This window comes from Sphingomonas sp. PvP055 (assembly GCF_040546365.1).
GTDB classification, from domain to species: domain Bacteria; phylum Pseudomonadota; class Alphaproteobacteria; order Sphingomonadales; family Sphingomonadaceae; genus Sphingomonas; species Sphingomonas echinoides_A.
In genome coordinates this window covers 1897142-1922124 of the sequence record NZ_JBEPNS010000001.1, presented here as the reverse complement: position 1 = coordinate 1922124, position 24983 = coordinate 1897142, and the positions used below count along the sequence as shown (strand labels likewise).

At 65.5% G+C, this 24983-nt stretch carries 25 protein-coding genes; 12 read left to right on the top strand and 13 right to left on the bottom strand.

Features of this window, described 5'->3' with window-relative positions:
• Positions 1–8: 8 nt before the first annotated feature.
• From ABIC16_RS09290 to ABIC16_RS09255, 8 genes are all read right to left on the bottom strand, one after another.
• A complete protein-coding gene (locus ABIC16_RS09290) occupies positions 9–1244 on the bottom strand; it encodes an NADH-quinone oxidoreductase subunit D (protein ID WP_277969934.1) in 1236 nt (411 codons plus the stop codon).
• Positions 1241–2065: an NADH-quinone oxidoreductase subunit C gene (locus tag ABIC16_RS09285; protein ID WP_277969933.1), complete on the bottom strand. Its 825-nt coding sequence runs from the start codon at positions 2063–2065 to the stop codon at positions 1241–1243. Before ABIC16_RS09285 ends, ABIC16_RS09290 begins: the two co-directional genes overlap by 4 nt.
• Complete coding sequence (locus tag ABIC16_RS09280) at positions 2062–2616, bottom strand: NuoB/complex I 20 kDa subunit family protein (RefSeq protein ID WP_277969932.1); 555 nt, start codon at positions 2614–2616, stop codon at positions 2062–2064. Before ABIC16_RS09280 ends, ABIC16_RS09285 begins: the two co-directional genes overlap by 4 nt.
• Complete coding sequence (gene ndhC / locus ABIC16_RS09275) at positions 2607–2981, bottom strand: NADH-quinone oxidoreductase subunit A (RefSeq protein WP_277969931.1); 375 nt, start codon at positions 2979–2981, stop codon at positions 2607–2609. Before ndhC ends, ABIC16_RS09280 begins: the two co-directional genes overlap by 10 nt.
• 272 nt (positions 2982–3253) lie before the next feature.
• Complete coding sequence (locus ABIC16_RS09270; protein WP_354290853.1) at positions 3254–4066, bottom strand: inositol monophosphatase family protein; 813 nt, start codon at positions 4064–4066, stop codon at positions 3254–3256.
• 147 nt (positions 4067–4213) lie between these two features.
• Positions 4214–4777, bottom strand: coding sequence for an elongation factor P (efp, locus tag ABIC16_RS09265; RefSeq protein ID WP_277969929.1), 564 nt, complete (start codon positions 4775–4777; stop codon positions 4214–4216).
• A 64-nt stretch (positions 4778–4841) separates the two neighbouring features.
• Positions 4842–5477: a M23 family metallopeptidase gene (locus ABIC16_RS09260; protein ID WP_354290852.1), complete on the bottom strand. Its 636-nt coding sequence runs from the start codon at positions 5475–5477 to the stop codon at positions 4842–4844.
• Between the two features lie 12 nt (positions 5478–5489).
• Positions 5490–6464: a L,D-transpeptidase family protein gene (locus tag ABIC16_RS09255; protein WP_354290851.1), complete on the bottom strand. Its 975-nt coding sequence runs from the start codon at positions 6462–6464 to the stop codon at positions 5490–5492.
• 154 nt (positions 6465–6618) lie between these two features.
• Here ABIC16_RS09255 and ABIC16_RS09250 point away from each other — a divergent pair, with 154 nt between their 5' ends.
• Positions 6619–7143, top strand: a complete 525-nt coding sequence (locus ABIC16_RS09250; RefSeq protein ID WP_354290850.1) for a YcbK family protein — start codon at positions 6619–6621, stop codon at positions 7141–7143.
• A 52-nt stretch (positions 7144–7195) separates the two neighbouring features.
• Here the strand turns inward: ABIC16_RS09250 and thiE are convergent, their stop codons facing one another.
• Entirely contained in the window at positions 7196–7879 is a 684-nt protein-coding gene (gene thiE / locus ABIC16_RS09245) for a thiamine phosphate synthase (protein WP_354290849.1), read from the bottom strand.
• A 128-nt stretch (positions 7880–8007) separates the two neighbouring features.
• Entirely contained in the window at positions 8008–8916 is a 909-nt protein-coding gene (locus tag ABIC16_RS09240) for a class I fructose-bisphosphate aldolase (RefSeq protein ID WP_354290848.1), read from the bottom strand.
• A gap of 138 nt (positions 8917–9054) precedes the next feature.
• Here ABIC16_RS09240 and ABIC16_RS09235 point away from each other — a divergent pair, with 138 nt between their 5' ends.
• The 7 genes from ABIC16_RS09235 (at position 9055) to ABIC16_RS09205 (ending at position 15531) form a co-directional block, all read left to right on the top strand.
• On the top strand, positions 9055–10251 hold the full coding sequence (locus ABIC16_RS09235) for an MFS transporter (RefSeq protein WP_354290847.1): 1197 nt from the start codon (positions 9055–9057) through the stop codon (positions 10249–10251).
• Between the two features lie 111 nt (positions 10252–10362).
• Positions 10363–11622, top strand: a complete 1260-nt coding sequence (trpB, locus tag ABIC16_RS09230) for a tryptophan synthase subunit beta (protein WP_277969924.1) — start codon at positions 10363–10365, stop codon at positions 11620–11622.
• On the top strand, positions 11619–11828 hold the full coding sequence (locus ABIC16_RS09225; protein WP_277969923.1) for a hypothetical protein: 210 nt from the start codon (positions 11619–11621) through the stop codon (positions 11826–11828). The genes trpB and ABIC16_RS09225 overlap by 4 nt, the downstream gene beginning before the upstream one ends.
• Positions 11825–12628 carry a tryptophan synthase subunit alpha gene (trpA, locus tag ABIC16_RS09220; RefSeq protein ID WP_354290846.1) on the top strand — a complete coding sequence of 268 codons (804 nt, stop codon included), beginning with the start codon at positions 11825–11827 and terminating at the stop codon, positions 12626–12628. Before ABIC16_RS09225 ends, trpA begins: the two co-directional genes overlap by 4 nt.
• Positions 12625–13485 carry an acetyl-CoA carboxylase, carboxyltransferase subunit beta gene (gene accD / locus ABIC16_RS09215; RefSeq protein ID WP_354290845.1) on the top strand — a complete coding sequence of 287 codons (861 nt, stop codon included), beginning with the start codon at positions 12625–12627 and terminating at the stop codon, positions 13483–13485. Before trpA ends, accD begins: the two co-directional genes overlap by 4 nt.
• A 197-nt stretch (positions 13486–13682) precedes the next feature.
• The gene (locus tag ABIC16_RS09210; protein WP_354290844.1) at positions 13683–15017 is read left to right on the top strand and encodes a bifunctional folylpolyglutamate synthase/dihydrofolate synthase; all 1335 of its coding nucleotides are present in this window, start codon (positions 13683–13685) and stop codon (positions 15015–15017) included.
• Between the two features lie 70 nt (positions 15018–15087).
• Positions 15088–15531 (top strand): DUF6628 family protein, encoded by a 444-nt coding sequence (locus ABIC16_RS09205; protein ID WP_277969919.1) that lies wholly within the window; start codon positions 15088–15090, stop codon positions 15529–15531.
• 3 nt (positions 15532–15534) lie between these two features.
• Here ABIC16_RS09205 and ABIC16_RS09200 read toward each other — a convergent pair whose 3' ends face one another.
• Together ABIC16_RS09200 and ABIC16_RS09195 are read right to left on the bottom strand one after the other, a co-directional pair.
• Complete coding sequence (locus ABIC16_RS09200) at positions 15535–16863, bottom strand: AmpG family muropeptide MFS transporter (protein ID WP_354290843.1); 1329 nt, start codon at positions 16861–16863, stop codon at positions 15535–15537.
• Between the two features lie 104 nt (positions 16864–16967).
• Complete coding sequence (locus tag ABIC16_RS09195; protein ID WP_354290842.1) at positions 16968–17399, bottom strand: response regulator; 432 nt, start codon at positions 17397–17399, stop codon at positions 16968–16970.
• 147 nt (positions 17400–17546) lie between these two features.
• Here ABIC16_RS09195 and ABIC16_RS09190 point away from each other — a divergent pair, with 147 nt between their 5' ends.
• Together ABIC16_RS09190 and rsmD are read left to right on the top strand one after the other, a co-directional pair.
• Positions 17547–18878 carry a pseudouridine synthase gene (locus ABIC16_RS09190; protein ID WP_354292294.1) on the top strand — a complete coding sequence of 444 codons (1332 nt, stop codon included), beginning with the start codon at positions 17547–17549 and terminating at the stop codon, positions 18876–18878.
• Complete coding sequence (rsmD, locus tag ABIC16_RS09185; protein ID WP_354290841.1) at positions 18878–19414, top strand: 16S rRNA (guanine(966)-N(2))-methyltransferase RsmD; 537 nt, start codon at positions 18878–18880, stop codon at positions 19412–19414. The genes ABIC16_RS09190 and rsmD overlap by 1 nt, the downstream gene beginning before the upstream one ends.
• Positions 19415–19489: 75 nt before the next feature.
• Here the strand turns inward: rsmD and ABIC16_RS09180 are convergent, their stop codons facing one another.
• Positions 19490–21127 carry an inorganic phosphate transporter gene (locus tag ABIC16_RS09180; protein WP_277971410.1) on the bottom strand — a complete coding sequence of 546 codons (1638 nt, stop codon included), beginning with the start codon at positions 21125–21127 and terminating at the stop codon, positions 19490–19492.
• A 310-nt stretch (positions 21128–21437) separates the two neighbouring features.
• Between ABIC16_RS09180 and ABIC16_RS09175 the strand changes: the two genes are divergently transcribed.
• Together ABIC16_RS09175 and ABIC16_RS09170 are read left to right on the top strand one after the other, a co-directional pair.
• Complete coding sequence (locus ABIC16_RS09175; protein ID WP_354290840.1) at positions 21438–22553, top strand: glycosyltransferase; 1116 nt, start codon at positions 21438–21440, stop codon at positions 22551–22553.
• 60 nt (positions 22554–22613) lie between these two features.
• Positions 22614–24941, top strand: coding sequence for an ATP-dependent helicase (locus tag ABIC16_RS09170; RefSeq protein ID WP_354290839.1), 2328 nt, complete (start codon positions 22614–22616; stop codon positions 24939–24941).
• Positions 24942–24983: the final 42 nt, after the last annotated feature.

Below are 24983 nucleotides of genomic sequence, written 5' to 3'. Positions count from 1 at the left end.
CTTGCCGGTCACCGGTCACACTCCCCGAACACGATGTCCATCGCCCCCAGGATCGCGGTGGTGTCGGCGAGCATGTGGCCCTTCGACATGAAGTCCATCGCCTGCAGATGCGAGAACGCCGTCGGGCGGATCTTGCAACGGTACGGCTTGTTCGTGCCATCCGCGACCAGATACACGCCGAACTCGCCCTTCGGGCTTTCGGTCGCGACATAGACGTCGCCGGCGGGCACGTGGAAGCCTTCGGTGTACAGCTTGAAGTGATGGATCAGCGCTTCCATCGAGCGCTTCATCTCGGCGCGCTTGGGCGGCACGACCTTGCGGTCGAGCGACGCGATCGGCCCCTCGGGCATGTCGCGCAGGCACTGCTTCATGATCCGTGCGGACTGGCGGACTTCCTCGACGCGCACCATGAACCGGTCATAGCAATCGCCGCGCGTGCCGACCGGCACGTCGAAGTCCATCTTGGCGTACACGTCATACGGCTGCGACTTGCGCAGATCCCAGGCGATGCCGGAGCCGCGGATCATCGGGCCGGAGAAGCCCCACTTGATCGCATCGTCACGGCTAACCGTGGCGATATCGACGTTGCGCTGCTTGAAGATGCGGTTGTCCGCGACGAGCGAAATCGCATCCTCGAACAGACGCGGCAGGCGCGTGTCGAGCCAGTCGGCCAGATCGGCGAGCAGCTTGAGCGGGGCGTCCTGATGGACGCCGCCCGGGCGGAAGTATGCGCTGTGCATCCGCGCGCCCGAGACCCGCTCGAAGAAGTTCATGCAATCCTCGCGGATTTCGAACAGCCACAGGTTCGGCGTCATCGCGCCGACGTCCATGACGTGCGACCCGAGGTTGAGCATGTGATTCGAAATGCGCGTCAGTTCGGCGAACAGCACGCGGAGATACTGCGCGCGGATCGGCACTTCGAGATCGAGCAGCTTCTCGATCGCGAGCACATAACTGTGCTCCATGCACAGCGGCGAGCAGTAATCGAGCCGGTCGAAATACGGCAGCGCCTGCATGTAAGTCTTGTATTCGATCAGCTTCTCGGTGCCGCGATGCAGCAGCCCAACGTGCGGATCGACACGCTCGACGATCTCGCCGTCAAGCTCCATCACGAGGCGCAAAACGCCGTGGGCTGCCGGATGCTGCGGACCGAAGTTGATCGTGTAATTCTGGATTTCGACGTCGCCGACTTCCGGGTTTTCCCCGTCGTAGCGATGTTCGAGCTGGTCGAGATACTCGGTCACTGGTTCTGCCCCTTGGTGGAGGGAACGACATCCGGATTGGCTGGCTTCTCGCCCGCACCCGGGCCGGGCTTGCCCGCACCCGACTGCGTGGTGTTCTCGGTCGCCTTGGGCTCGGTCGCGCCGGAGACGGGGCTTTTCGGGGCATCCGCCTTGACGATCTCGTCGGCCTTGAGCGGCGTCGGCGCGCCCTTGGCTTCGGGCACCTTCGCCTTCTCGTCACCCGGAAGGACGTATTCGGCGCCTTCCCATGGGCTCATGAAATCGAACGTGCGGAAATCCTGCGCAAGCGCGACGGGCTCATAGACCACGCGCTTTGCCTCTTCCGAGTAGCGCAGTTCGACATAGCCGGTCAGCGGGAAGTCCTTACGCTGCGGATGCCCGCGGAAACCGTAATCCGTGAGAATGCGGCGCAGATCGGAATTGCCAGAGAACAACACACCGTACATGTCGTACACTTCGCGCTCGAGCCAGCCGGCGACCGGCCAGATGCCCGTTACCGATGGCACCGGCTTCTCGTCGTCCGTCTGCACATGCACACGAATGCGGTGGTTGCGCGTCAGCGAGAGCAGGCAATAGACGACCTCGAACCGATCGATCCCGCGATCGGGATAATCGACACCGGCGATTTCCATCAGCTGCTGATATTCGAGACCGGGCGTATCGCGCAGCGCGACCATCGTCTCGACCAGCGAGTCCCGATCGACATGCAACGCAACTTCGCCGACCGCATCCAGCGAATGCAGCAGGTGACCACCGAGCGCGGCGGTTGCCGCATCGATCACGCCGTCATTGGCGCGATAGGCAGGAGCCGGCGCCCTCATCGTTCGATCGTCCCGACGCGACGGATCTTCCGTTGCAGCTGCATGATCCCATACAGCAACGCTTCAGCGGTCGGCGGGCAACCGGGGACGTAGATGTCCACGGGCACGATCCGGTCACAACCGCGCACGACCGAGTAGCTGTAGTGATAATAGCCGCCGCCATTGGCGCACGAGCCCATCGAAATGACGTACTTCGGCTCCGACATCTGGTCATAGACCTTGCGAAGTGCAGGCGCCATTTTGTTGCAGAGCGTGCCCGCGACGATCATCACGTCCGACTGACGCGGGGACGCGCGCGGCGCGGCACCGAAGCGCTCGAGATCGTAACGCGGCATGTTGACGTGGATCATCTCGACCGCGCAGCACGCGAGCCCGAAGGTCATCCACCACAGCGAACCCGTGCGCGCCCACTGGAACAGATCCTCGGTCGAGGTGACGAGGAAACCCTTGTCGCCCAGTTCGCCGTTCAGATCGTTGAAGAACGCGGCGTCGGGCTGGACCAGGTCCTGGCCCGGCAGGCCAGTCGTCGGATGAGTGAGTTCTACTCCCATTCGAGAGCTCCCTTCTTCCACGCGTAAACAAGGCCGAGCGCGAGTTCGGCAATAAACAGCATCATCGATCCCCACGCGACCCAGCCGAGCTGGAACACGCTGACCGCCCATGGATACAAGAACGCCGCTTCGAGATCGAAAATGATGAACAGGATCGCGACGAGGTAGAAGCGCACGTCGAACTGGCTGCGCGGATCCTCGAACGCGGGGAAGCCGCATTCATATTCGGAGAGTTTTTCGGCAGTCGGTTTGTGCGCGCCGGTCAGGCGCGCAACGACCATCGGCAGGAACACGAACGCGCTGGAAAGCACGAGCGCGACGCCGAGGAACAGCAGGATCGGCAGATATTGTGACAGGTCAACCAAGGGTGTTCTCGCATGTGCGAAGGGATGCCGAGGGCTTTAGGACCATGGGCTAATAGGGGCAAGGGTTGCGGGCGTGAGAATGAATCGCAACAGGGATTTGGCGGGCGGTGTTGGTAGGCGCGTGCGGCCCGCGCGCCCCCGCCCCCTTGCGGCATCCCCGCAAAGGCGGGAATCCGTTGACGCCACGGCAGAAAGGTTGACCGAGGCCAGTCACCATGGATCCCCGCCTTCGCGGGGATGCCGGAACGTGGGGGCAGCGTCGCCCCCACCCCTTACCGCAGAGCGCCCGCCAGCAATTTATGGAGTCGCGTCTGGAGCCCGTCGTTCGCGGCCAGGAATTCGCTGCGTTCCATCATCTTCTCGCCACCGCGGAAGTCGGTGATGAATCCGCCCGCTTCCTTGACGAGCAACAGGCCTGCGGCTGCGTCCCATGGCTTGAGGCCCGATTCCCAATAACCGTCGTACCGCCCTGCCGCGACCCAGGCGAGATCGAGCGCCGCCGACCCCATCCGCCGGATGCCGGCCACTTCCGGTGCGATCGCGCCGAAGATGCGCGACCATTCGGCGAAATTGCCGTGGCCGAGGAACGGAATGCCGGTCGCGATCAGCGAGTCGGCGAGGTCACGACGGGCCGACACGCGCAGCCGCTGCTCCTGCACCCATGCGCCCCGGCCCTTCTCGGCCCAGAACGCTTCGTCGGTGATTGGCTGATAAACCATCGCCGAGGTGATCTCGCGCTTGCCATTGGGCATTGGCTCCTCGACCGCGATCGAGATCGCGAAGTGCGGGATGCCGTGGAGGAAGTTGGTCGTGCCATCGAGCGGATCGACGATGAAGCGCGGCTTGTTGGGGTCGCCTGCGACTTCGCCGCGCTCTTCCATCAGGAATCCCCAGTCGGGGCGGGCGCGCGACAATTCCTCGTACAGCGTCTGTTCGGCACGCTGATCGGCGATCGTCACGAAGTCGGCGGGGCCCTTGCGGCTGACCTGGAGCTGCTGGACCTCATTGAAATCGCGGCGCAGGCGCGGACCGGCCTTGCGCGCGGCACGATCGATGACGGTCATCAGACCGGAATGGGAGGGCATATCTTTTTCTTTCTTCTCCCTCTCCCCGCTTGCGGGGAGAGGGTCGGGGAGAGGGGCAGTACAGTGCGGTACGCTACGATACTGCCCCTCTCCCGTCCTCGCTTCGCTCGGCCACCCTCTCCCCGCAAGCGGGGAGAGGGAGAAGCATTACTCGGCGCGCTTCACATAGGTCTGTTCGTAAACGTCGACGACGATCCGCGTCCCAGCGCCGATATGCGGCGGGACCATCACGCGGACGCCATTCTCGAGGATCGCGGGCTTGTAGCTCGACGAGGCGGTCTGCCCCTTCACTACGGCATCCGCCTCGACGATCAGCGCCTCGATCGTGTCGGGGAGCTGGACCGAGATCGGGCGCTCCTCCCACAATTCCATCACGACATCCATGCCGTCCTGCAGGAACGCCGCAGCATCGCCAAGGATGTCCGCGTCGAGCGAGATCTGCTCGTAATTGACCTTGTCCATGAAGGTCAGCGTGTCGCCCTCGCGGAACAGGAACTGGAAGTCGACCGTGTCGAGCCGGACCTTCTCGAGGCTCTCGGCCGAGCGGAAGCGGACGTTGTTCTTGCGACCGTCGATGAGGTTCTTCAGCTCGACCTGCATATAGGCGCCGCCCTTGCCGGGCTGGGTGTGCTGGATCTTCACCGCACGCCAGATGCCGCCTTCATATTCGAGAATGTTGCCGGGACGGATTTCGACCGCGTTGATCTTCATGGGGTGAGCCTGCGTTGCAAAGAGCCAAGGGGCGCCTCTTTTCGAGGCACCGTGGCGCGAGGCCTTAGCCGGGCAGCGGCTTCCCGGCAAGATAGGGGAACGGATCGACGTCTGTTCCCTCGTACCAATGCTGCGCAGGATCGGTCCGTGTCAGGCCGAAATGCAAGTGATAATTCCCTGCCCCCGCGTTGCCGGTATCGCCGACATACCCCAGCAGCTCGCCCGCAGCGATCGTCTGGCCTTCGTGCAATCCGGGGGCATAGCCCGAGAGATGGGCATAATAATGCGTCCACGTCCGCGCCGGCGACCGGACGTATACGGTGGTCCCGCCGGCTTCGCTGTTCCATAGCTTCTCGACGACCCCCGGCGCCGCCGCAACAACCGGAGTATTCGCGGGTGCCATCACATCGGTGCCGTGATGTGCCCGCGTTCCGTCATCCCGCGCTTCGCCCCAGGAGTCGCGAAGCGCGTTCCGCGCGACCCCGGAGACAGGCATGCCGAGCAAGATCGCCGGCCCGCGACCAGCGCCGATATCCACCGGCTGGGGCTGCCAGCGCACTGCGAGCCGAAGTCGCTCGAGCGGAGTTCGCGCCGCGCCGGACGATCCGGCGGGCGCATCCGGCAAGAACACCAGGGCAGCAATCCAAAGCCCGACGACCGCAACCAGCAGTCCGAGCATGACGAAACCGATCCGCCGCATGCCGACGTCCGATCAGCTCTGGAACACGGCTGGCGTGCCGGGCTTGATCATCAACGCGAGTCGCGCAGCGTCCCAGTTGGTCAGGCGGATGCAACCGTGGCTTTCCGCGCGCCCGATCGTCTCGGGCGATGGCGTGCCGTGGATGCCATAATGCGGCTTGGACAGATCGAGCCACACGACCCCGACCGGACCGTTCGGCCCCGGAGGAAGCAAGGCCTGCTTGGCGCTTTTCTTCGCGTCCCAGAACAGATCCGGGTTGAAGTGGAACTCGGGATTATACGACGCGCCCTTCACCTTCCACGTCCCGATCGGAAGCGGATCGTGCGTGCTGCCCATTGTTGCCATGAACTGCGCGACAAGCTTGCCGTCCTTGTCGAGCACCCGCAGCACTTCTTTGGACTTGGACACGACGATCTTGGCGCCGACTGGCTGAGTCGAGTCGACGTTGAGGTCGCTCAGCGTCTTGCGCCACGCCTCGGGCAGTTTTGGATCGTAGGCGCGCTGTGTCGTGATCGCATTGGGAACGACGATCTCCGTTCCGGCGGTCAGCTTGGTATCGGGGCTGTTGAGTTCGATCAGCACCGCCGGCGTGGTGTGGAACATCTCCCCGAGTTTCTCCATCACGCTCTTGTACCCGAGCGCGGGCAGTTTCGACTGGAGTGCGGGATCCTTGGGGAACGGATTGGTATAGGGACCGGCAAGGATCTGGTCGGTCAACGTGATCCGCTGGATCGGGCGAAACGCGCGGTGCGGATACAGCGCACGCAACGTCTTCTGATCGAGCTTCCCCGTGATGGGCAGACCCTGTGCTTCCTGGAAACCGTTGAGCGCGGCGACGAGCGATTTGCCCTCGCGCCCGTCGAGGACGCCCGGCGAGAACCCGAGATGGTCCAGAATCACTTGCGCGTGGAGGACGGAACGGTCGAGCGACGTCTGTGCGGCGGGATTGGACTGCGGCGCATTTGTTCCCGCCGCCGTGGCACTCATGAGACCAACCGGGGTCAAGACCAGACAAGCCAAGCCGGCGAAGGTTTTTAGCACGGTTTCAGTCCCCTACATGCAATGCATGGACATAACGACAGATCGCCCACTTGGCTCCGTTACGAATACGAAATGTCAGTCGCTCCTTTCGCGACGCGCAATGCTCGGCCGCGCCATCGCTGGTGGCGCGGCGCTGGCCCTCCCCTTGCCCGCCATGGCGAAGGGTATCGAATGGCGTCTGGCGATCCGCAACGTCCACACCAACGAGACGGTCGACGCCGTCTTCGCCCGTTCGGGGCGGTTCCTCGCCGCCGGACTTGCCGAGCTCAATCACGGGCTGCGCGACTGGCGGACCGGCGAGACGATCGGCATGGACCGACGCCTGCTCGCGTTGCTCGTTTCGCTCCGCCAAAAGCTCGACCTTGGTGGCAATCGCAAGATCGATCTGATTTCCGGCTATCGGTCGCCCAAGACCAACGCCAAACTGCGGTCAAACGGCGGCAAACATACCGGCGTCGCGCACATGAGCCAGCATATGCTGGGCAAGGCGACCGACATCGTGGTGCCGGGCGTATCGCTCGACCGCCTTCGCGGCGCGGCGCTGGCGCTGGGCGGCGGGGGCGTCGGCTATTATCCGCGCGACGGATTCGTCCATGTCGATACCGGACGCGTCCGCCACTGGTGATCCACCCGTCGCGACGGCTGCGTCGCGATCGGACGAGGCCGGAGCCGCGCCGCTAGCGCGCCAGCACCGCCCCAAACGCCTGCACTGCCGCCGCTTCATCGCCGCCCCACACCGCATGCGACACCGCGAGAAAGTCCGCCCCCGCAGCGACCAGCGGCGGCGCGTTGACCGGGGTGATTCCGCCGATCGCGACACAGGGGATTTCGAACACGGTCGACCACCAGCTGAGCAGCACGGGATCGGCAACATGCTCGGTCGCCTTGGTGACGGTCGGGTGGAAAGCGCCGAACGCGACATAGTCCGCCCCCGCCTCGCCCGCTTCCATCGCGAGATGGCGGCTGGCGTGACACGTGACGCCGATTTGCGCTGCGGCGCCGAGTTCACTGCGCGCTTCCTGCGGATCCCCGTCGTCCTGTCCGAGATGCACGCCATCCGCGCCAAGCCGCTTTGCCAGCGCGATGCTATCGTTGACGATGAAGGCGACGTCGGCGTCCGCGCAGATTCGCTGCAGCGGCTCGGCGAGCGCGGCGGCGGCATGCTGATCGACGTCCTTTACGCGGAACTGGAACGCCGCGATCGGCCCCGCCTCGAGCGCGCGCTTCAGGCGATCGGGGAACCCGCCGCCGACGTCGAGCGGCGACACGAGATACAGCTGGCATGGGGGGCGTCGGTAGTCGCGCTGGAATTGCGCACCGAAATTGGGGTCGAGCGGGCCGAGCGGGTCTTCAATGTCCATCCGCTGCCGATAGCGCCACGATCGCGGCATGGAAAGCCGCGGTATGTTCGGGCACACGCGTCTGGCGTAGCTCTAGAAGCACGCCTGTCATCGGACCAAGGTCGCGATGACAGGCGTGCCCGTGCGATTTACGCCTCGCCCTTGTAGATCGCGATGATCTTGGCGAGCATTTCGAGGGCTTCGTCGCGCGGACGCTGGAAGGTGTTGCGCCCGATGATCGAGCCGTTGCCGCCACCGGCGAGGATGTCGCGCGCGTCCTGATACACCGCGTCCGCGCCCTTGGCCGCGCCACCCGAGAAGACGACGATGCGGCGACCCGCGAAGCTCGCCTGCACGACATGTTTCACGCGGTCCGCCTGGTTCGACCAGTCGGTGCCCTCGTACATCGGCTTGGCTTCCTTCTGCTCGATGTGATCGCTCGGCAGTTTCACCTTGATGATGTGTGCGCCGAGCAATGCCGCCATGTGCGCGGCATAGGCCCCGACGTCGAGCGCGAGCTCGCCCGACTTGGGCAGGACGCCGCCACGCGGATAGGACCAGATGACGGTCGCGATGCCGACCGACTTTGCCTCCGCCGACATTTCGCGAATCTGGCCGATCATGTCGAACAGATCGTCCGACCCCGGATAGATCGTGAAGCCGATCGCCGCGCAGCCGAGCCGCACCGCATCCTCGACCGAACCGGTGACGGCCTGATTGGCACCTTGCGCCCAGCTGTTCGAGCTGTTGACCTTGAGGATCGTCGGGATCTGCCCTGCAAAGGTGCCCGCGCCTGCTTCGAGCATGCCGAGCGGTGCGGCATAGGCCGAAAGCCCGGCATCGATCGCCAGCTGATAATGGTAATGCGGGTCGTATGCCGCAGGATTGACGGCGAAGCTGCGCGCCGGGCCATGTTCGAAACCCTGGTCGACGGGCAGGATGACGAGCTTGCCGGTCCCGCCGAGCTTGCCCTGCATGAGGATGCGACCAAGGTTCGCCTTGGTCGCGGGGCTGTCCGATTCGTACTTGTCGAGAATGGCTTGGACGGCTGGCGTCATGATTAGGCTCCTCCACGGGAATGTTTGGCGGCGTGATACCCAGCCGCATTGGCGACTGCAACGCGGCATTCCCCCGCCAAGGCCGATTCGTCCGCTCACCTCTTGCTATTTGGCACATTGACGGGCTTTCGCGATGCGATGACCCAAACCGACAAGCACGATCTTTCGCCTGCCGTCACGATGCTGATGGCGATCGCCTGCGGTGCGATGGTCGCGAACCTCTATTATGCACAAACGCTGATCGAACAGATCGGCCCCGATATCGGCCTGTCCGCCGGGCTGGCGGGGGCAATCGTGACGTTGACGCAACTGGGATATGGGCTGGGCCTCGCCTTCATCGTGCCGCTTTCGGATCTGGTCGAGAACAAGCGCCTGATCCTGATCTCGACCGCGGGCGCGGTGCTCGGTTCGCTTGGCATCGCGCTGGCGCGGGGACCCGAGATGTTTCTTGCTGCAGCGCTGATGACGGGTGTCTGCTCGGTCGGGGTACAGGTGCTGGTGCCGCTTGCGGCGAAGCTTAGCAGCCAGGCGCGGCAGGGGCGCACGATCGGGCTGGTGATGAGCGGCCTGCTCACCGGAATCATGCTCGCGCGACCGGTTGCCAGTTTCGTCGCCGGGTTGGCGGGGTGGCGCGCGATGTTCTTCGTTTCCGCCGGAATCACCGCGCTGGTCGGGATCGCGTTGCTGACGATGCTCCCGGCGCGGCGGCCCGACAGCACGCTGCGCTACCGCGCGCTGCTGGCGTCGTCGGTCGAGCTGCTGCGACTGTATCCCGTATTGCGGTTGCGCGCGGCGTATCAGGCATTGCTGTTCATCGCGTTCAACATGTTCTGGACTGCCGCGCCGATCGTGCTGACTCAGCGATTCGGGCTCGGGCCGAACGGTATCGCGCTGTTCGCGCTGGCGGGCGCGGGCGGCGCGTTGATCGCGCCTGTCGCCGGATGGCTCGCGGACCGCGGGCTGGCACGCCGGGCGACGTTCGGGGGCCTGATGTTGCTGACGCTGTCGTTCCTCGGGTCCGACATGGTCGTCGCCGCGGGTAGCGTGATCGCCTTCGCCGTCAGCGCGGTCCTGATCGACGCCGCGGTGCAACTCAACCAGATCTCCGGCCAGCGAATCATCTTCGGGCTGGATGCGAGCGCGGGCGGGCGGATCAATGCGGCGTATATGACGATCGTCTTCCTGTTCGGCGCGACCGGCTCGGTGATCGGCAGCGCCAGCGTGGCGGCGGGAGGCTGGGCGCTGACCAGCCTGATCGGCGCGGCGTTCGGCGGGGTCGGGTTGGTGCTGTTCCTCGTGTTCGATCGGCCAAGCCGTGCGAACCGACCCGGCTGACGCGCGTCCGCTTCAACGGCCCGGAGGACCGATACAAACGGTGACGCCGTTGCATGCGACGCGCGGCAAAGCCCCTTGGAACGCGCCCGCATCCTGCTAAACGCTGGCGCGATGAACCTTCCCTCCGAAACCACACCGCCGCTCGCGCAGGCCAACAGCCTGCGCCAGCAACCCGACGACAACGGGCATTTCGGCCAGTTCGGTGGCCGCTACGTCGCCGAAACGCTGATGCCGCTCGTGCTCGAGCTCGACCAGGCGTATCGCGCGGCGAAGGCGGACCCCGCGTTCCAGGCGCAGTTCGACGATCTGCTCGAACATTATGTCGGCCGCCCGAGCCCGCTTTACTACGCCGAACGCCTGACCGAGACGCTGCGCGAATCCGCGCCCGACGGAAAGGGCGCGCAAGTGTGGTTCAAGCGCGACGAACTCAACCATACCGGCGCGCACAAGATCAACAATTGCATCGGGCAGATCCTGCTCGCGATGCGCATGGGCAAGACCCGCATCATCGCCGAAACCGGCGCGGGGCAGCATGGCGTCGCCACCGCGACGGTCTGCGCGCGCTTTGGCTTGCCGTGCGTGATCTACATGGGCGCCAAGGACATCGCGCGGCAGGCGCCCAACGTGTTCCGCATGAAGCTGCTCGGTGCGGAAGTCCGCCCGGTAACGAGCGGGTCGCATTCGCTGAAGGATGCGATGAACGAGGGCATGCGCGACTGGGTCGCCAACGTCCACGACACCTTCTACATCATCGGCACCGCCGCAGGGCCGCACCCCTATCCCGAGATGGTGCGCGATTTCCAGAGCGTGATCGGCAAGGAAGCGCGCGCGCAGATGCTGTCGCGGATCGATCGGCTTCCTGATCTTCTCGTCGCCGCGATCGGTGGCGGATCGAACGCGATCGGTCTGTTCCACCCCTTCCTCGACGATGCCGACGTGAAGATGCTTGGCGTCGAAGCGGCAGGTCGTGGGCTCGACAAGGAACATGCGGCGTCGCTGGCAGGCGGTGCGCCGGGGATCCTCCACGGCAACAAGACCTATCTGTTGCAGGACGAGGATGGCCAGATCACCGAGGCGCATTCGATCTCGGCCGGGCTGGACTATCCCGGCATCGGGCCGGAGCATAGCTGGCTGCATGAGATCGGCCGGGTCGAGTATACGGCGATCACCGATACCGAGGCGCTGGACGCGTTCCAGCTGCTGTGCCGGACCGAGGGCATCATCCCCGCGCTCGAACCGGCGCACGCGATCGCCGCCGTCGCCAAGCGGGCGCGTGAGATGGACCGCGACCAGATCATCCTCGCCAACCTGTGCGGGCGTGGCGACAAGGACATCTTCACCGTCGCCGAAGCGCTGGGCGTGGCGATATGAGCGCGCGGGGGGGCGGTCTTTCGGACGTCGTCACCGCTGCCGTGGTGGGGGCGGTCGTCGCGCTGATCGTGCGCGAAGTCAGTGCGTTCGGCATCGATGTGCAACGCTGGACCTTGCATGTCCCGCGCGCGCTCGATTCCGCCAAGATCGGCGCGATCGCGGGTGCGGCGAGCAACCTCTTCGGCAACTGGAGAACGGGACGATGAGCCGCCTTTCCGCTGCGTTTGCCAAAGGCCACCCCGCGCTCGTCGCATTCGTCACCGCGGGTGACCCCACCCCCGCCGCCACCGGCGCGATCCTCGACGCGATCGTCGAGGGCGGCGCGGACGTGATCGAGCTTGGCATGCCGTTCACCGACCCGATGGCGGATGGCCCCGCGATCCAGGCGGCGAACATCCGCAGCCTGCTCGCGGGCACGCGGACCGCGGACATCCTCGGGATTGCGAAGGCGTTCCGCGCCCGGCACCCGGATACGCCGCTGGTGCTGATGGGCTATGCCAACCCGATGACGATCCGCGGCGGCGACTGGTTCGCCGCCGCCGCCAAGGATGCGGGCGTCGACGGCATTATTTGCGTCGACATTCCGCCCGAGGAAGACGCCGAGCTTGGCCCAGCCCTCCGTGCGGCGGGAATCGACCCGATCCGCCTTGCGACCCCAACGACCGACGCGGCGCGCTTGCCCGCGGTGCTCGATGGCGCGAGCGGCTTCGTCTATTACGTATCGGTCGCCGGAATTACCGGACTGCAACAGGCCGCACAGGCTTCGATCGAGTCCGCGGTCGCCCGGTTGAAGGCGTCGACCGACTTGCCGATCGCGGTCGGCTTCGGCGTCCGTACTCCCGATCAGGCCGCCGCCATCGCCAAGGTTGCCGACGGCGTCGTCGTCGGCTCGGCGATCGTCGAGCTGGTCGCGCAGCATGGCGCCGCTGCGCCGGACGCGGTGCGCACCTACATTCAATCCCTGTCGACGGCGATCCACGCCGCCCGCGAAGGAATCCCTGCATGACCTGGCTCACCAGCGTCCGCAACGCGCTCTCGCTCGTCGTCCCGATCAAGAAGGAGACGCCCGACACGCTCTGGCACAAGTGCAAGGGCTGCGGACAAATGGTGTTCGTAAAAGAGTTGGAGGACAATCTCTACGTCTGTCCGCACTGCGACCATCATGAGCGGATTGGGCCGATCCTGCGCTTCCAATATGTCTTCGACGCAGGCTCCTACACGATCGTGCCGCTGCCGAAGGTCCCCGATGACCCGCTCAAGTTCCGCGATACCAAGCGCTATGCGGACCGGATCAAGGCGGCGCGTGCTGCCACGTCCGAAGGCGACGCGCTGATCACCGCGCGCGGTACGATCGAGGGTCGCCGCGCGGTCATCGGCGTACAGGACTTTGCGTTCATGGGTGGATCCATGGGTCTTGCGGTCGGTGAGGCGTTCGTGCGCGGGGTCGAGACCGCGATCAAGGACGACTGCCCGTACATCATCTTCACCGCCGCTGGCGGCGCGCGGATGCAGGAGGGTATTCTCAGCCTGATGCAGATGCCGCGCGCGACCGTGGCGATCCAGATGCTGCACGATGCGGGGCTCCCGTACATCGTCGTGCTGACCGATCCGACCACGGGCGGCGTCACCGCAAGCTATGCGATGCTTGGTGACGTGCAGATCGCCGAGCCGGGTGCGCTGATCGGCTTTGCCGGCCAGCGCGTGATCGAACAGACGATTCGCGAGAAATTGCCGGATGGCTTCCAGCGGGCGGAATATCTGCTCGAACACGGGATGATCGACATGGTGAAGCACCGCCGCGACCTGCGCGTGACGCTGGCGAGTTTGATCGATTACCTGGGTGGAAAGCGCGCGGCGGCGTGAGTGTTCTCCCTCTCCCCGCTCGCGGGGAGAGGGCAAGCGAGCGAAGCGACGCGAGGGAGAGGGGCAGTACGGTTGGAGTGGCGTGCTGGACTGCCCCTCTCCCCGGCCAGTTTGGGGTAAACATCGCCCCGCGATGTTTAGGCCATGCCGGGGGCATAGCCGCCCCCAAACTCCCCGGAGGGGAGAGGGAGTAAGAAATGGACCACGCCGTCTCCGAGAATACCGCCGTTCAGGCGCAGCTTGACCGGCTATGGAAGCTGTCTCCCGGTGCCGACATCCTCGGCCTCGAGCGGATCACGCTGCTGCTCGGTCGGCTCGGCAATCCGCAGGATCGGCTCCCGCCGGTGTTCCATGTCGCGGGCACCAACGGCAAGGGCTCGACATGCGCGTTCCTGCGCAGCGCGCTGGAGGCCTCGGGCCTGACGGTCCATGCTTATACCAGCCCGCATCTCGTGCGGTTCAACGAACGCATCCGGATCGCCGGAAGCCTCATCGACGACACCCTGCTCGCAGCGTTGCTCGAAGAGGTGCTGGACGCTGGCGGAGACATCGGTGCCAGCTTCTTCGAGGTCACCACCGCCGCCGCATTCCTCGCCTTTGCGCGGACACCTGCGGATGCATGCGTGATCGAGGTCGGGCTCGGCGGACGGCTCGATGCGACCAACGTGATCGCGCACCCGCTGGTCACCGGAATCGCGCAACTCGGGATCGATCACCAGAGCTTCCTTGGCGACAGCGCGGTTGAGATCGCCGGCGAGAAAGCTGGGATCGCCAAGGCCGGCGTCCCACTCGTCACCATGACGTACGAAACCGACAGTGCGGCACGTGTTGCCGAAATCGCGCGTCATGCGAAGGCGTCCGTGATTGCGCTCGGTTGCGGATGGCAAATGCATGTCGACGGCACGACCCTGCGGTACGAGGACGCGAACGGTACCGTCGAAACGCCGCTGCCCGCCCTGGCGGGTCCGCACCAGCCCGGCAATCTGGCGCTCGCCATCGCGATGCTTCGCCACCAGACGGTCCTGACGATCCCAGCCGATGCTTATTCGGCCGCCGCGCGTGGCACGCACTGGCCCGCGCGGATGCAGCGTTTGCACCCGGGGCCGCTGGTCGGTCTGCTGCCGCCTGGAAGCCAGGTATGGCTGGACGGCGGGCACAACCCCGCTGCCGCCGGGGCGATCGCGGCCACCTTGCGCGCGATTGCCAATCCCGGGATCGGGCGGAGCGAAGTCCATCTCGTGCTCGGCATGCTGGCGAACAAGGATCCTGCCGGGCTGCTGGCGCCCTTCGCCGGAATCGCGACAACACTCCACGCGGTGCCGATCTCGGGGCACGCGCATCATGCCCCCGCAGCGCTTGCCGCGATCGCCCACAGGTTCGGCATCGCTGCACATACCGCGGATGACGTCGCTGGCGCGCTCCGGGATATTGCCGAAATCGCCGATCAGGCAGAACCGCCGATCGTACTCGTCCTGGGCTCGCTCTACCTCGCGGGCGAGGTGCTCCTGGCGAACGGTGAACTACCGGACTGACCGATATTATTGCGATTGACTTGCAATAGCGACTGGAAGAGGATTGCTCCACCCGAAGGAGTATCCGTTCATGTCCTCGAATCAGCCTACCGCACCGGCGCTTGCTGCGGCACTCCCGCACCCCCTCCCCGAGGATACAAACGCGCGTTTGTTCCTTTTCGCGTTCCGCCGGATGGGGGCGCACGGGCTCAACGATGCGTTCGCCGCGCACGCATTGCTGGAAGGGTTCGGCGCTGGATTTCGACGTCCGCTCACGCTGCTTCGCGCGATGATGGCGGACCTTGCAGGCGGCGCAAAGTGCTCAATCGCGATCGCGCCATGCTGCTGCCGCCGCACGACGCATGCGGAACATGCTTTGCTGACGATCGTAACCCGGGCAGAAATCGCGCCAGACAGCGCGCGCCTGTTGCTGAGCGACCTCATCGGACTGCGAAGCCCGGACGGGATCCTTGCGAGCATCTGCATCGTGGCACAGGCCTTTGCCGATGCAGGGCGTCCGATCACCGCGGAGTAAGGTCTAGTCGAACACCTGGTCGTGCGTTGCGTCCTCGGTCGCGCCGATCGACGCATCGATCAGGCCACTTCGGCTCATCCACCAGAAGAGCAGCACGCCGGGCAGCGCCGCGATCGTCGTGAGCAGGTAGAAATTCACATACCCCATCGAGTCGATCAGCCCGCCAGCGGTCGTCCCGGTGACGAAGCGCCCGACGATGCTCGCCGCTGCCGAGATCAACGCATATTGGGCAGCGGTGAAGCGGGAATTGGTCAGTGCCGAGAAATAGGCAATGACCGTGACCCCGCCGATCCCACTCGAGAAATTCTCGAACCCGATTGCGGAGGCCATGCCGAGATTGGAATGCCCCGCCGCCGCCAGACCCGCAAAACTGAGGTTCGAGAGCATCATGAGGATCAGCGACACCAGCACGGACCGCTTGAGCCCAAGCCGTGTGTAGAGGATTCCGCCGACGAAAATGCCGACCATGAAGGCGAGGAAACCGATCCACACGTCGTAGAATGCGATCTCGTCGTTGGTGAAGTGGAGCGAGTCGAACAGCAGTCGGAACGTGAGGTTCGCCAGCGTATCGCCGATCTTGTGGATCAGGATGAACAACAGCACCAGCGCCGCGCCACGGCGTTGGAAGAATTGCAGGAACGGTCCGAGAATCGACGTGCCGAGACTGGCGAACCCTGGACGCCGCTTTTCCGGAGCCCGTCGGTTTGCCGGTTCGCCGCAAATCAACCCGGCAAGCATCGCGGGCAAGGCGAACGCAGCGCAGACAAGATACGCATTCGCCCAACCGAAGCGCGCTGCAACGACCAGCGCGACCGCCCCCGCCCCCGCCGACCCGAGCCGCCAGCCATATTGCGACATGCCCGATCCGACGCCCAACTGGCGCGGTTCGAGCAGTTCGATGCGATAGGCGTCGATCACGATATCGAACGTCGCGCCCGCCGCGCCCACCAGGATCGCCGCGACTGCGGTGGCGAAGATGTCAGCCTTGGGATCGATGAGCGCGAGATGCGCAACCGCCGCGATTACCAGCAGGCCTGCGACGATCAGCCAGGACACACGCTGACCGAGCGCGCCAATGCCGGGAAGGCGGAAGCCGTCGACGATCCATGCCCATAACCACTTGAGATTATAGACAAGAAACGCGAGGCTGAAGGCGGTGACGGTCGACTTGGTGATGCCGTCCTGCGCGAGGCGCGTCGTCAGGGTCGCGCCGATCATCGCGAACGGGAACCCCGACGAAATCCCGAGCGCCAATGCCGCCAGCGGGGCCTTTTCGAAATACGGGCGAATGCCATCCGACCAGCGACGGTCGCGCCCGCTCATGCCATCCATGCGTCTATTGCCCCTACCGCGAAATCCGGTTTCCGTCGCGCAGGACCCTAACGCCTAAAACGCGGAGCGGAAGAGCGGACCCGTCGCAACACGCCGGGTTGCGCTCAGATCGCCTGCCCGAACAGACTGAAGCCAGACGGAATCCGTTTCGGAACCTTGCCGTCGAGCACCGCCTCGATCGCAGAGATCGATGCAAGCAAATCGCGCTGTGCATACGGTTTAGCGAGGCATCCGGCGGCAATTTCTCGAGCGCCTTGCGGGCACTGGCCGGTCACGAAAAGCACGGCGATGCCCTTAGCGTGTGCGGCATGCGCCACGTCGACGCCGCTGCCATCGGCGAGGCTGATATCGACCAGGACCAGGTCGAGTTCCTCGTCGAGGTCGATTACCGTGATTGCGTCGGCGACCCGATCGACCGTCGCGACGATCTCATAGTTCGCCTCGCGGAGGTAATGCTCGGTATCGAATGCCACCAGCGGCTCGTCTTCGACGAGCAACAGCTTGCAGATCCGCCGCTTTTTCCGTCCGAACAGCATGTCCGGTGCCCCACCTTCTGTACCACGCCGAGAATGGCATCGTGCGTTCCGCCCTCGTTACGCACCCGTGCCTTAACGCTCGGCTACGAGATCGGGCGCAAATCTTTTTGTTCAACACTCGTGGAAGATTTTGGGTATCAGGGCGGCGTGTCAAAATACCGTCCCCCCAAAATTGCCGCGCCGGGCGCCGCCACCACCCCACGCGAACGCGCCGACGACGAGCAGCGGATCGCCAAGCTATTGGCGCGCGCCGGAATTGCGTCTCGGCGCGAAGTCGAACGGATGATCGCGGAGGGGCGCGTCGCCCTGAACGACGTGGTGATCGAGACGCCCGCGACGATTCTCGCGTCGCTCGAGGGGGTGACGGTCGACGGAAATCCGGTCGCAGCCGCCGCCGAAACGCGTCTGTTTCTGTACCATAAACCGTCAGGACTCCTCGTTACCGAGCGGGATCCTGCCGGAAGACCGACGATTTACGACCGTTTGCCGCAGGATTTACCGCGGCTGGTGCCCGTGGGGCGACTCGATCTCAACACCGAAGGCCTGTTGCTGCTTACCACAGACGGCGAATTGAAGCGACAGCTCGAACTGCCGTCGACCGGAGTCGAGCGGGCATATCGCGCGCGCGCCTATGGCCAGGTCACGCAGGACCAGCTCGAGGAACTGATCCACGGGATCGAGATCGAGGGGGTCCGCTACGGATCGATCAACGCCAATCTCGAACGCCGCACGGGCGCCAACGTCTGGATCGAGATGATCCTGACCGAAGGCAAGAATCGCGAAGTCCGCCGCGTCCTCGAATTCCTCGGGCTCAAGGTCTCGCGGCTGATCCGGACGCGGTACGGCCCGTTCCTGCTGGGCGACCTTTCGCCCGGGGCGATCGGCGAGGTGCGGGCGCACGACGTCGCGGCGTTCCGCAAGGATCCCAAGCGGATGTTGCAGCCCGAGCGGATCAGGGGCCCGTCGCCCGACCGCGCCAAGGCCACCGCCACGCCTCCAGCGGAACGGCCGCAGCGCGCCGCGCGCCCTGCGCCGCGCCCGAGCGCAACGCGCATCACGCGTGCGGTGGCGAACGATAGTGACCGCGCTGCGTTCGCGGACCCGCGCCGCGCCGCCGCTGAACCACGCCGCGAAGGGATCGTCGTCACCAAGGCGCCCAAGATCAAACGCTTCTATGACGCCAAGCCCAAGGCGGGTACGCCCGCCGCTGGCGCAGGCGCAACCCCAGGCGCACGGCCGGCGAGCGGATCGGCCCGCCCGCCCGCGCGGACGCCGGACGGACGCCCTGCACGCGTCTTCAACCCCGAGCTTGGACGCAACGTGCGCGCGAAGCCCGGGCGTGGCGCCGGAACGGTGAGCACCGCAACGCCACGGTCGGATTCGCGTCCGGCCAGCGCGCGCCCCGGCACCGCGCGACCGACGGGCGATCGTCCTGCCCCCCGCCCGACCAACCCACGCCCACCACGGACCCGTAAATAATGCGTATCATTGCCGGTGAATGGCGCGGCCGCCCGCTCGTGGCGCCCAAGGGCGATGCGACGCGTCCGACCGCCGATCGCGTGCGAGAAGCCCTCTTCTCGATGCTCGCCAGCCGCCTCGGGAGTTTCGAGGATCTGTCGGTCGCGGATCTGTTCGCGGGGTCGGGTGCGCTCGGGCTCGAAGCGCTGTCGCGGGGGGCCGCATCGTGCATCTTCGTCGAGCAGGACAAGCCTGCGCTCGACGCGCTCCGCACCAATATCGCCAAGCTTTCCGCCAAGGCGGACGTGCGGGCGCAATCGGTCCTCGCGCTCGGCCATGCGGTCGCGCCGCTCGACCTGATCCTGATGGATCCGCCCTATGACAGCAATGCGGGCGCGGTCGCGCTCGACAAGCTCGCACGGCTCGGCTGGATCGGCGATGCGACGTGGATCAGCATCGAAACCGCCAAGCCCGACCGGATCGAGGTGGCGGGGTTCGTCGAAGACGTCAGCCGCGTTCACGGTAAGGCGCGTCTGACCTTGCTGCGTCGCGGCTGAACACCCGCTCAAACCGCGGGCCAGACTTCAAGCAATCAGAACATCGGGGGCGCGCCGGCAGGTCCGGCGCGCCGATCACATTTTCGTGATCGCCACGAACAGCACATACAGGCCGCCGGACAGCGCCATCGCGACCGGCAGGGTCAACACCCACGCCAGCGCCATGTTGAGCACGGTGCGCCCCTGCAGACCGGCCCCGTTGGCGACCGATGCCCCGGCGACACCGGACGACAGGATGTGCGTGGTGGACACCGGCAAACCGTAGACTTCCGCCGCCATGATCGTCCCGGCAGCGACCAGCTCGGCGGACGCGCCCATCCCGTAAGTGAGATGCGACTTGCCGATCTTCTCACCGACGGTGACGACGATCCGCTTCCAGCCGACCATCGTCCCCAGGCCAAGCGCCAGTGCGACCGTGATCTTGACCCAGGTCGGGATGTAGCGCGTGCCCTTCTCGAGGTTGGTCTGATAGCCGGTAATGGCCTTGAGTTCGGGCTCGCTGAACACGGCCGCTGCCGCTTTCTTGTCCTTGGTGGCAAGCCGGGTGGTGTCGAGCACCAGATACATGTCGTTGCGCAAATTGGGCGTCGCCGCCGCCGAAACCTTGTTGAGCGACCCGAACGCGCCGATGCGCTGGCCGAGATCGCGCGACAGTGCCGATGCAGCCGCGAAGACCTGCGGGGTCGACGCCTTGCGCTCCTTGAGCGCCTGCGTGAGCACGTCGCGTGCGGTGTCCACCGTCGTCACGGTCGCGCCCTTGGCATGGACCTGGAAAGCGTTGGACGCGGCATTGGCACTCGCGACGAACGCGGGAGTCTGGCTCTCGGGCATCGTGCGGTTGAGCGCATACGCAGTCGGCGCGCAGCCGATGAGGATGAGCATGATGAGGCCCATGCCCTTTTGCCCGTCATTCCCGCCGTGCGCGAAGCTGACCGCGGTGCAGGTGAAGATGAGCAACGCGCGAATGCCCTTGGGCGGCGGGGCATTGCCCTCCGGCTCCTTGTAGAGCTTCGGGTTCTTGAGCACGAACTTCATGACGATCAGCAGCAGGAACGCCGCGCCGAAGCCGATCAGCGGTGCCATCCAAAGGCCGGTCAGCACCTTGGTCGCCTGGCTCCAGTCGACGCCCGACGTGCCGCCGGTGCCCGAGGACATCAACTGATTCGCCAGGCCGACGCCCAGGATCGACCCGATCAGCGCATGGCTCGACGAGTTGGGGAGGCCGACGAACCAGGTCGCGAGGTTCCACAGGACGGCGGCCAGCAGCAACGCGAAGATCATCGCGAAGCCGGCGCTGCTTCCGACATGCAGGATCAGGTCGACCGGCAGCAACGTGATGATCGAATAAGCCACCGCCCCGCTCGATGCCATCACACCGAGGAAGTTGAAGAAGCCCGACCAGACCACCGCGAGCGGTGCCGGCATTGAATGGGTATAAATGACGGTCGCGACCGCGTTGGCGGTATCGTGGAAGCCGTTTACGAATTCAAAACCCAGCGCGATCAGCAGTGCGAGCGTCAGGAACGCGAACGTCCCGAGCGCGAGTCCCTCGCCGACTTCGCGTGTATCACTAAAGATGCTGAACCCGGCGAACGCCAGCCCCGCGACCATGACCGCCAGAAACACCCAGCGCCCGGCCGGAGGAAAGTCGTGATCCAACCGCGGACTGCGTGCAGCCCCCGTCTCGAGAGGCGCCGACAATGTAGTAGCCATGGCTGAGGAAGGCCTTCACTCGGTTGGTTACGGGTGGTTCAAATGTACAGGTGTTGAGCGCCGATAGCCCTGTCCCAAGACAAACGCCAGCCCGAACCCGTCGTTACTTCACCGCACTGCAGCAAAAATTGTTCGGTGGTTGCCGTACTTTCGCCCCGAGGGAAACGCGCGTAGGGGATATGCGGCGCCGAGGGGGGTGCCGGGGGAGCACACCACAATGCCCGTCGCGTCTGCGGCTTGCGGGGCTATCGCTCACCCGTCCGAAACGACGGGGAATGCGCCCGTTGTCGCGCCGTTGCGGATCGTCACGATGCTGTACGGTTTTGATCCCGGCGGCGTCGAACGGGTTGCCGCCCGGCTCCATGCCGCGTGGACCAATGCGGGACCGCATGCCGAGATCCTTGTGTCGGATAGCCGGGTTGCCCCGCCCTTCCCCTTGCGCAACGTTTCGCGCGCCGCACCCCGGTCGCATGATCACGGACTGTTCGCGTTCCTGGTCCTCGTTATGGCGCTGCGTCGGCGCGTGCGGGCAGACCGGCCCGATGTGATCTTCTGCGCGGGCAACACCTACGCCGTCGTCGCTGTGGCGTTGCGGTTGCTGGTCGGGCCAGCGTGCCCGCCGATCGTTGCGAAGATCAGCAACTGTCTGGTCCGGCTGGACATGCCGGTGACAGTGCGCTGGTTCTATCGCCGGTGGCTCCGGATTCAGGGCCGCTGGATCGATCATTTCGTCGGCCTCGCACCCGCGATGCGCGACGAGATTGCCGGATTGATGCGCGTGCCGCACGATCGCATCAGCGTGATCGAGGATCCTGCGCTGGCCACGGACGACCTGGCCTATCTGGCGGACGCACGGGATGCGGCGCAGCGCGACCAGCCGGGGCGCCATTATCTGGCGGTCGGTCGGCTCGCCCCGCAAAAGAACTTTGCGCTGCTGATTACAGCGTTTCGGCAGATCGCCGCGCCCGGCGACTTGCTCACCATCCTCGGCGAGGGCGCGGAACGGGCGATGCTGGAGGCGAAAGTCGCGGCACTTGGCTTGTCCGACCGGGTGCGGATGCCGGGGCATGTCGCATCGACGGCGGCGTGGCTCGCGCAGGCCGATGCCCTGGTCCTGTCCTCCGATTATGAGGGCGTGCCGGCGGTGCTGATCGAAGCGCTGGCCGCCGGGATCCCGATCGTGTCGACGCGGTGCTGTGTTTCGATCGACGATTTGCTCGGTCATGGTCGATATGGGCGGGTGGTTCCGGTCGGCGACATGGTTGCGCTGGGTGACGCGATGGCGGCGGCGGTCGAGTCCGAGCCCGTCGCGACCGTCGCGGCACGGCGCGCTTCCGCCGAACCGTACACGATCGATCGGGCAAGTGCGCGCTACATCGCGGTGATGCGCGACCTCGTCGACGCGCGCCGCGTCGCAGCCGGCTGAACCGGCGTCAGGCAAACCCCGCGCTTGCCCAGATCGCTCGCGTTCCCTACCTGTTCACCGATGAGTCTTCCTGTTTCCCGAGACGCGCTAGCGCCCGCCGAACCGCCGTATCTCCGCGGCCTCAATGATCCGCAGCGCGATGCGGTGCTGACGACCGAGGGGCCCGTTCTCGTTCTGGCGGGGGCCGGGACCGGCAAGACGGCGGCGCTGACCGCGCGACTCGCGCATTTGCTCAACACCCGGAAGGCGTGGCCGAGCGAAATCCTGAGCGTCACCTTCACCAACAAGGCCGCGCGCGAGATGCGCGAGCGAGTCGGGCGGCTGGTCGGCGACGTGGTCGAGGGGATGCCGTGGCTCGGCACGTTCCATGCGATCGGTGCGAAGATGCTGCGGCGGCATGCCGAACTCGTTGGATTGCAGAGTAATTTCACGATCCTCGACACCGACGACCAGTTGCGGCTGCTCAAGCAGTTGATTCAGGCCGCCGACCTCGACGAGAAACGCTGGCCCGCGCGGCAGCTGGCGGGGCTGATCGACGGGTGGAAGAACAAGGGCCTGACGCCGGCGCAGATCGATGCGGGCGAAAGCGAGCTCTATGCCAACGGGCGCGGGCAGGAACTTTACGCGGCGTACCAGACTCGCCTCGCCGCGCTCAATGCATGCGATTTCGGCGACCTTTTGCTGCACATGCTGGTCATCTTGCAGCGGGATCGCGACGTTCTGGCGGACTATCAGCGCCGGTTCAAATACATCATGGTCGACGAGTATCAGGACACAAACAGCGTCCAGTATCTCTGGCTGAGGCTGCTCGCGCAGGAGCGCAAGAACATCGCCTGCGTCGGCGATGACGATCAGTCGATCTATTCGTGGCGCGGCGCGCAGGTCGAGAACATACTGAAGTTCGAGAAGGACTTTCCGGGCGCCAAGATCATCCGGCTCGAACAGAATTACCGTTCGACCCCGCATATCCTGGGCGCCGCCTCGGGCGTGATCGCCAACAACAGCGGGCGGCTGGGCAAGCAGCTGTGGACCGAGCTCGACGTCGGCGAGAAGGTCAAGGTGCTCGGCGTGTGGGACGGCCCCGAGGAGGCGCGCCGGGTCGGCGAGGAGATCGAGCGAGTCCAGCGCGACGGCAAGAGCCTCGACGAAATCGCGATCCTCGTCCGCGCGCAGCACCAGACGCGCGAATTCGAGGACCGCTTCATTGCGACCGGCATCAACTACCGCATCGTCGGCGGTTTCCGCTTCTACGAGCGTGCCGAGATTCGCGATGCGCTGGCGTATCTGCGCGTCGTCGCGCAGCCGGCGGACGATCTTGCGTTCGACCGGATCGTCAACGTGCCCAAGCGCGGGCTGGGCGACAAGGCGGTGTCCAAGGTCCACCAGTTGGCCCGCGCGCAGGGCATCCCGCTCGTCACCGCCGCGGCGCGGTTGCTCGATACCGACGAACTGACGGGGGCGGCGCGCAAATCGCTCGGCAATCTGGTGATCGACATGGCGCGGTGGCGCGCGCAGGTGACCGAGCTGTCGCATGGCGATCTCGCGCGGATCATCCTCGACGAGAGCGGCTATACGGGGATGCTCCAGGCCGAGAAGTCGGTCGAGGCGGCGGGCAGGCTCGAGAATTTGACCGAACTCGTCCGCGCGATGGAGGAATATGAGACGCTCGGCGCGTTCCTCGAGCATGTCAGCCTCGTGATGGACAATGAGGCCGGCGCCGAGGACCCCAAGGTCACGATCATGACGATCCACGCCGCCAAGGGGCTGGAATATGACACGGTCTTCCTGGTCGGCTGGGAAGAAGGGCTGTTCCCCTCGCAGCGCTCGCTCGACGAGGGCGGGACCGCGAGCCTCGAGGAGGAACGCCGCCTCGCCTATGTCGCGATCACGCGCGCGCGCCGCCGTGCGATCATCCTGCATGCCGCTAACCGCCGGATCTACGGCCAGTGGACGAGCAGCATTCCGAGCCGGTTCGTCGGCGAACTGCCGCCCGAGCATGTCGAGGCCGAGACCAGCATGGCGGGCGGCGAGAGCCTGTGGCGCGCCAACTGGTCCGAACGCGCCGATCCCTTCGCCGACGTCGCGCGCGGCACCGGGCGCGGTCCCGGCTGGCAACGCGCGGCGGGTGTCGGCGGCGCGTCCGCCAAACCGGGCGGCGATTACACCAGCCGCACCTTCTCGCGCGAACCGAGCCGCGTGCAGGAATCGCGGTCGTCCGCGATCAGCCTTGGCAACAAGGGGCGCAGCGACGTGTCGGTCGGGCTGCGCGTGTTCCACCAGAAGTTCGGCTACGGGTTGATCGCGGAGATCGAAGGCAACAAGCTCGAGATCGACTTCGAGAGTGCCGGGCGGAAGCGCGTGATGGACAGCTTCGTGACCATTGGCTGATCCACGCCGCACCGCGCGGCGCCTGCATACAGGATGACCGAC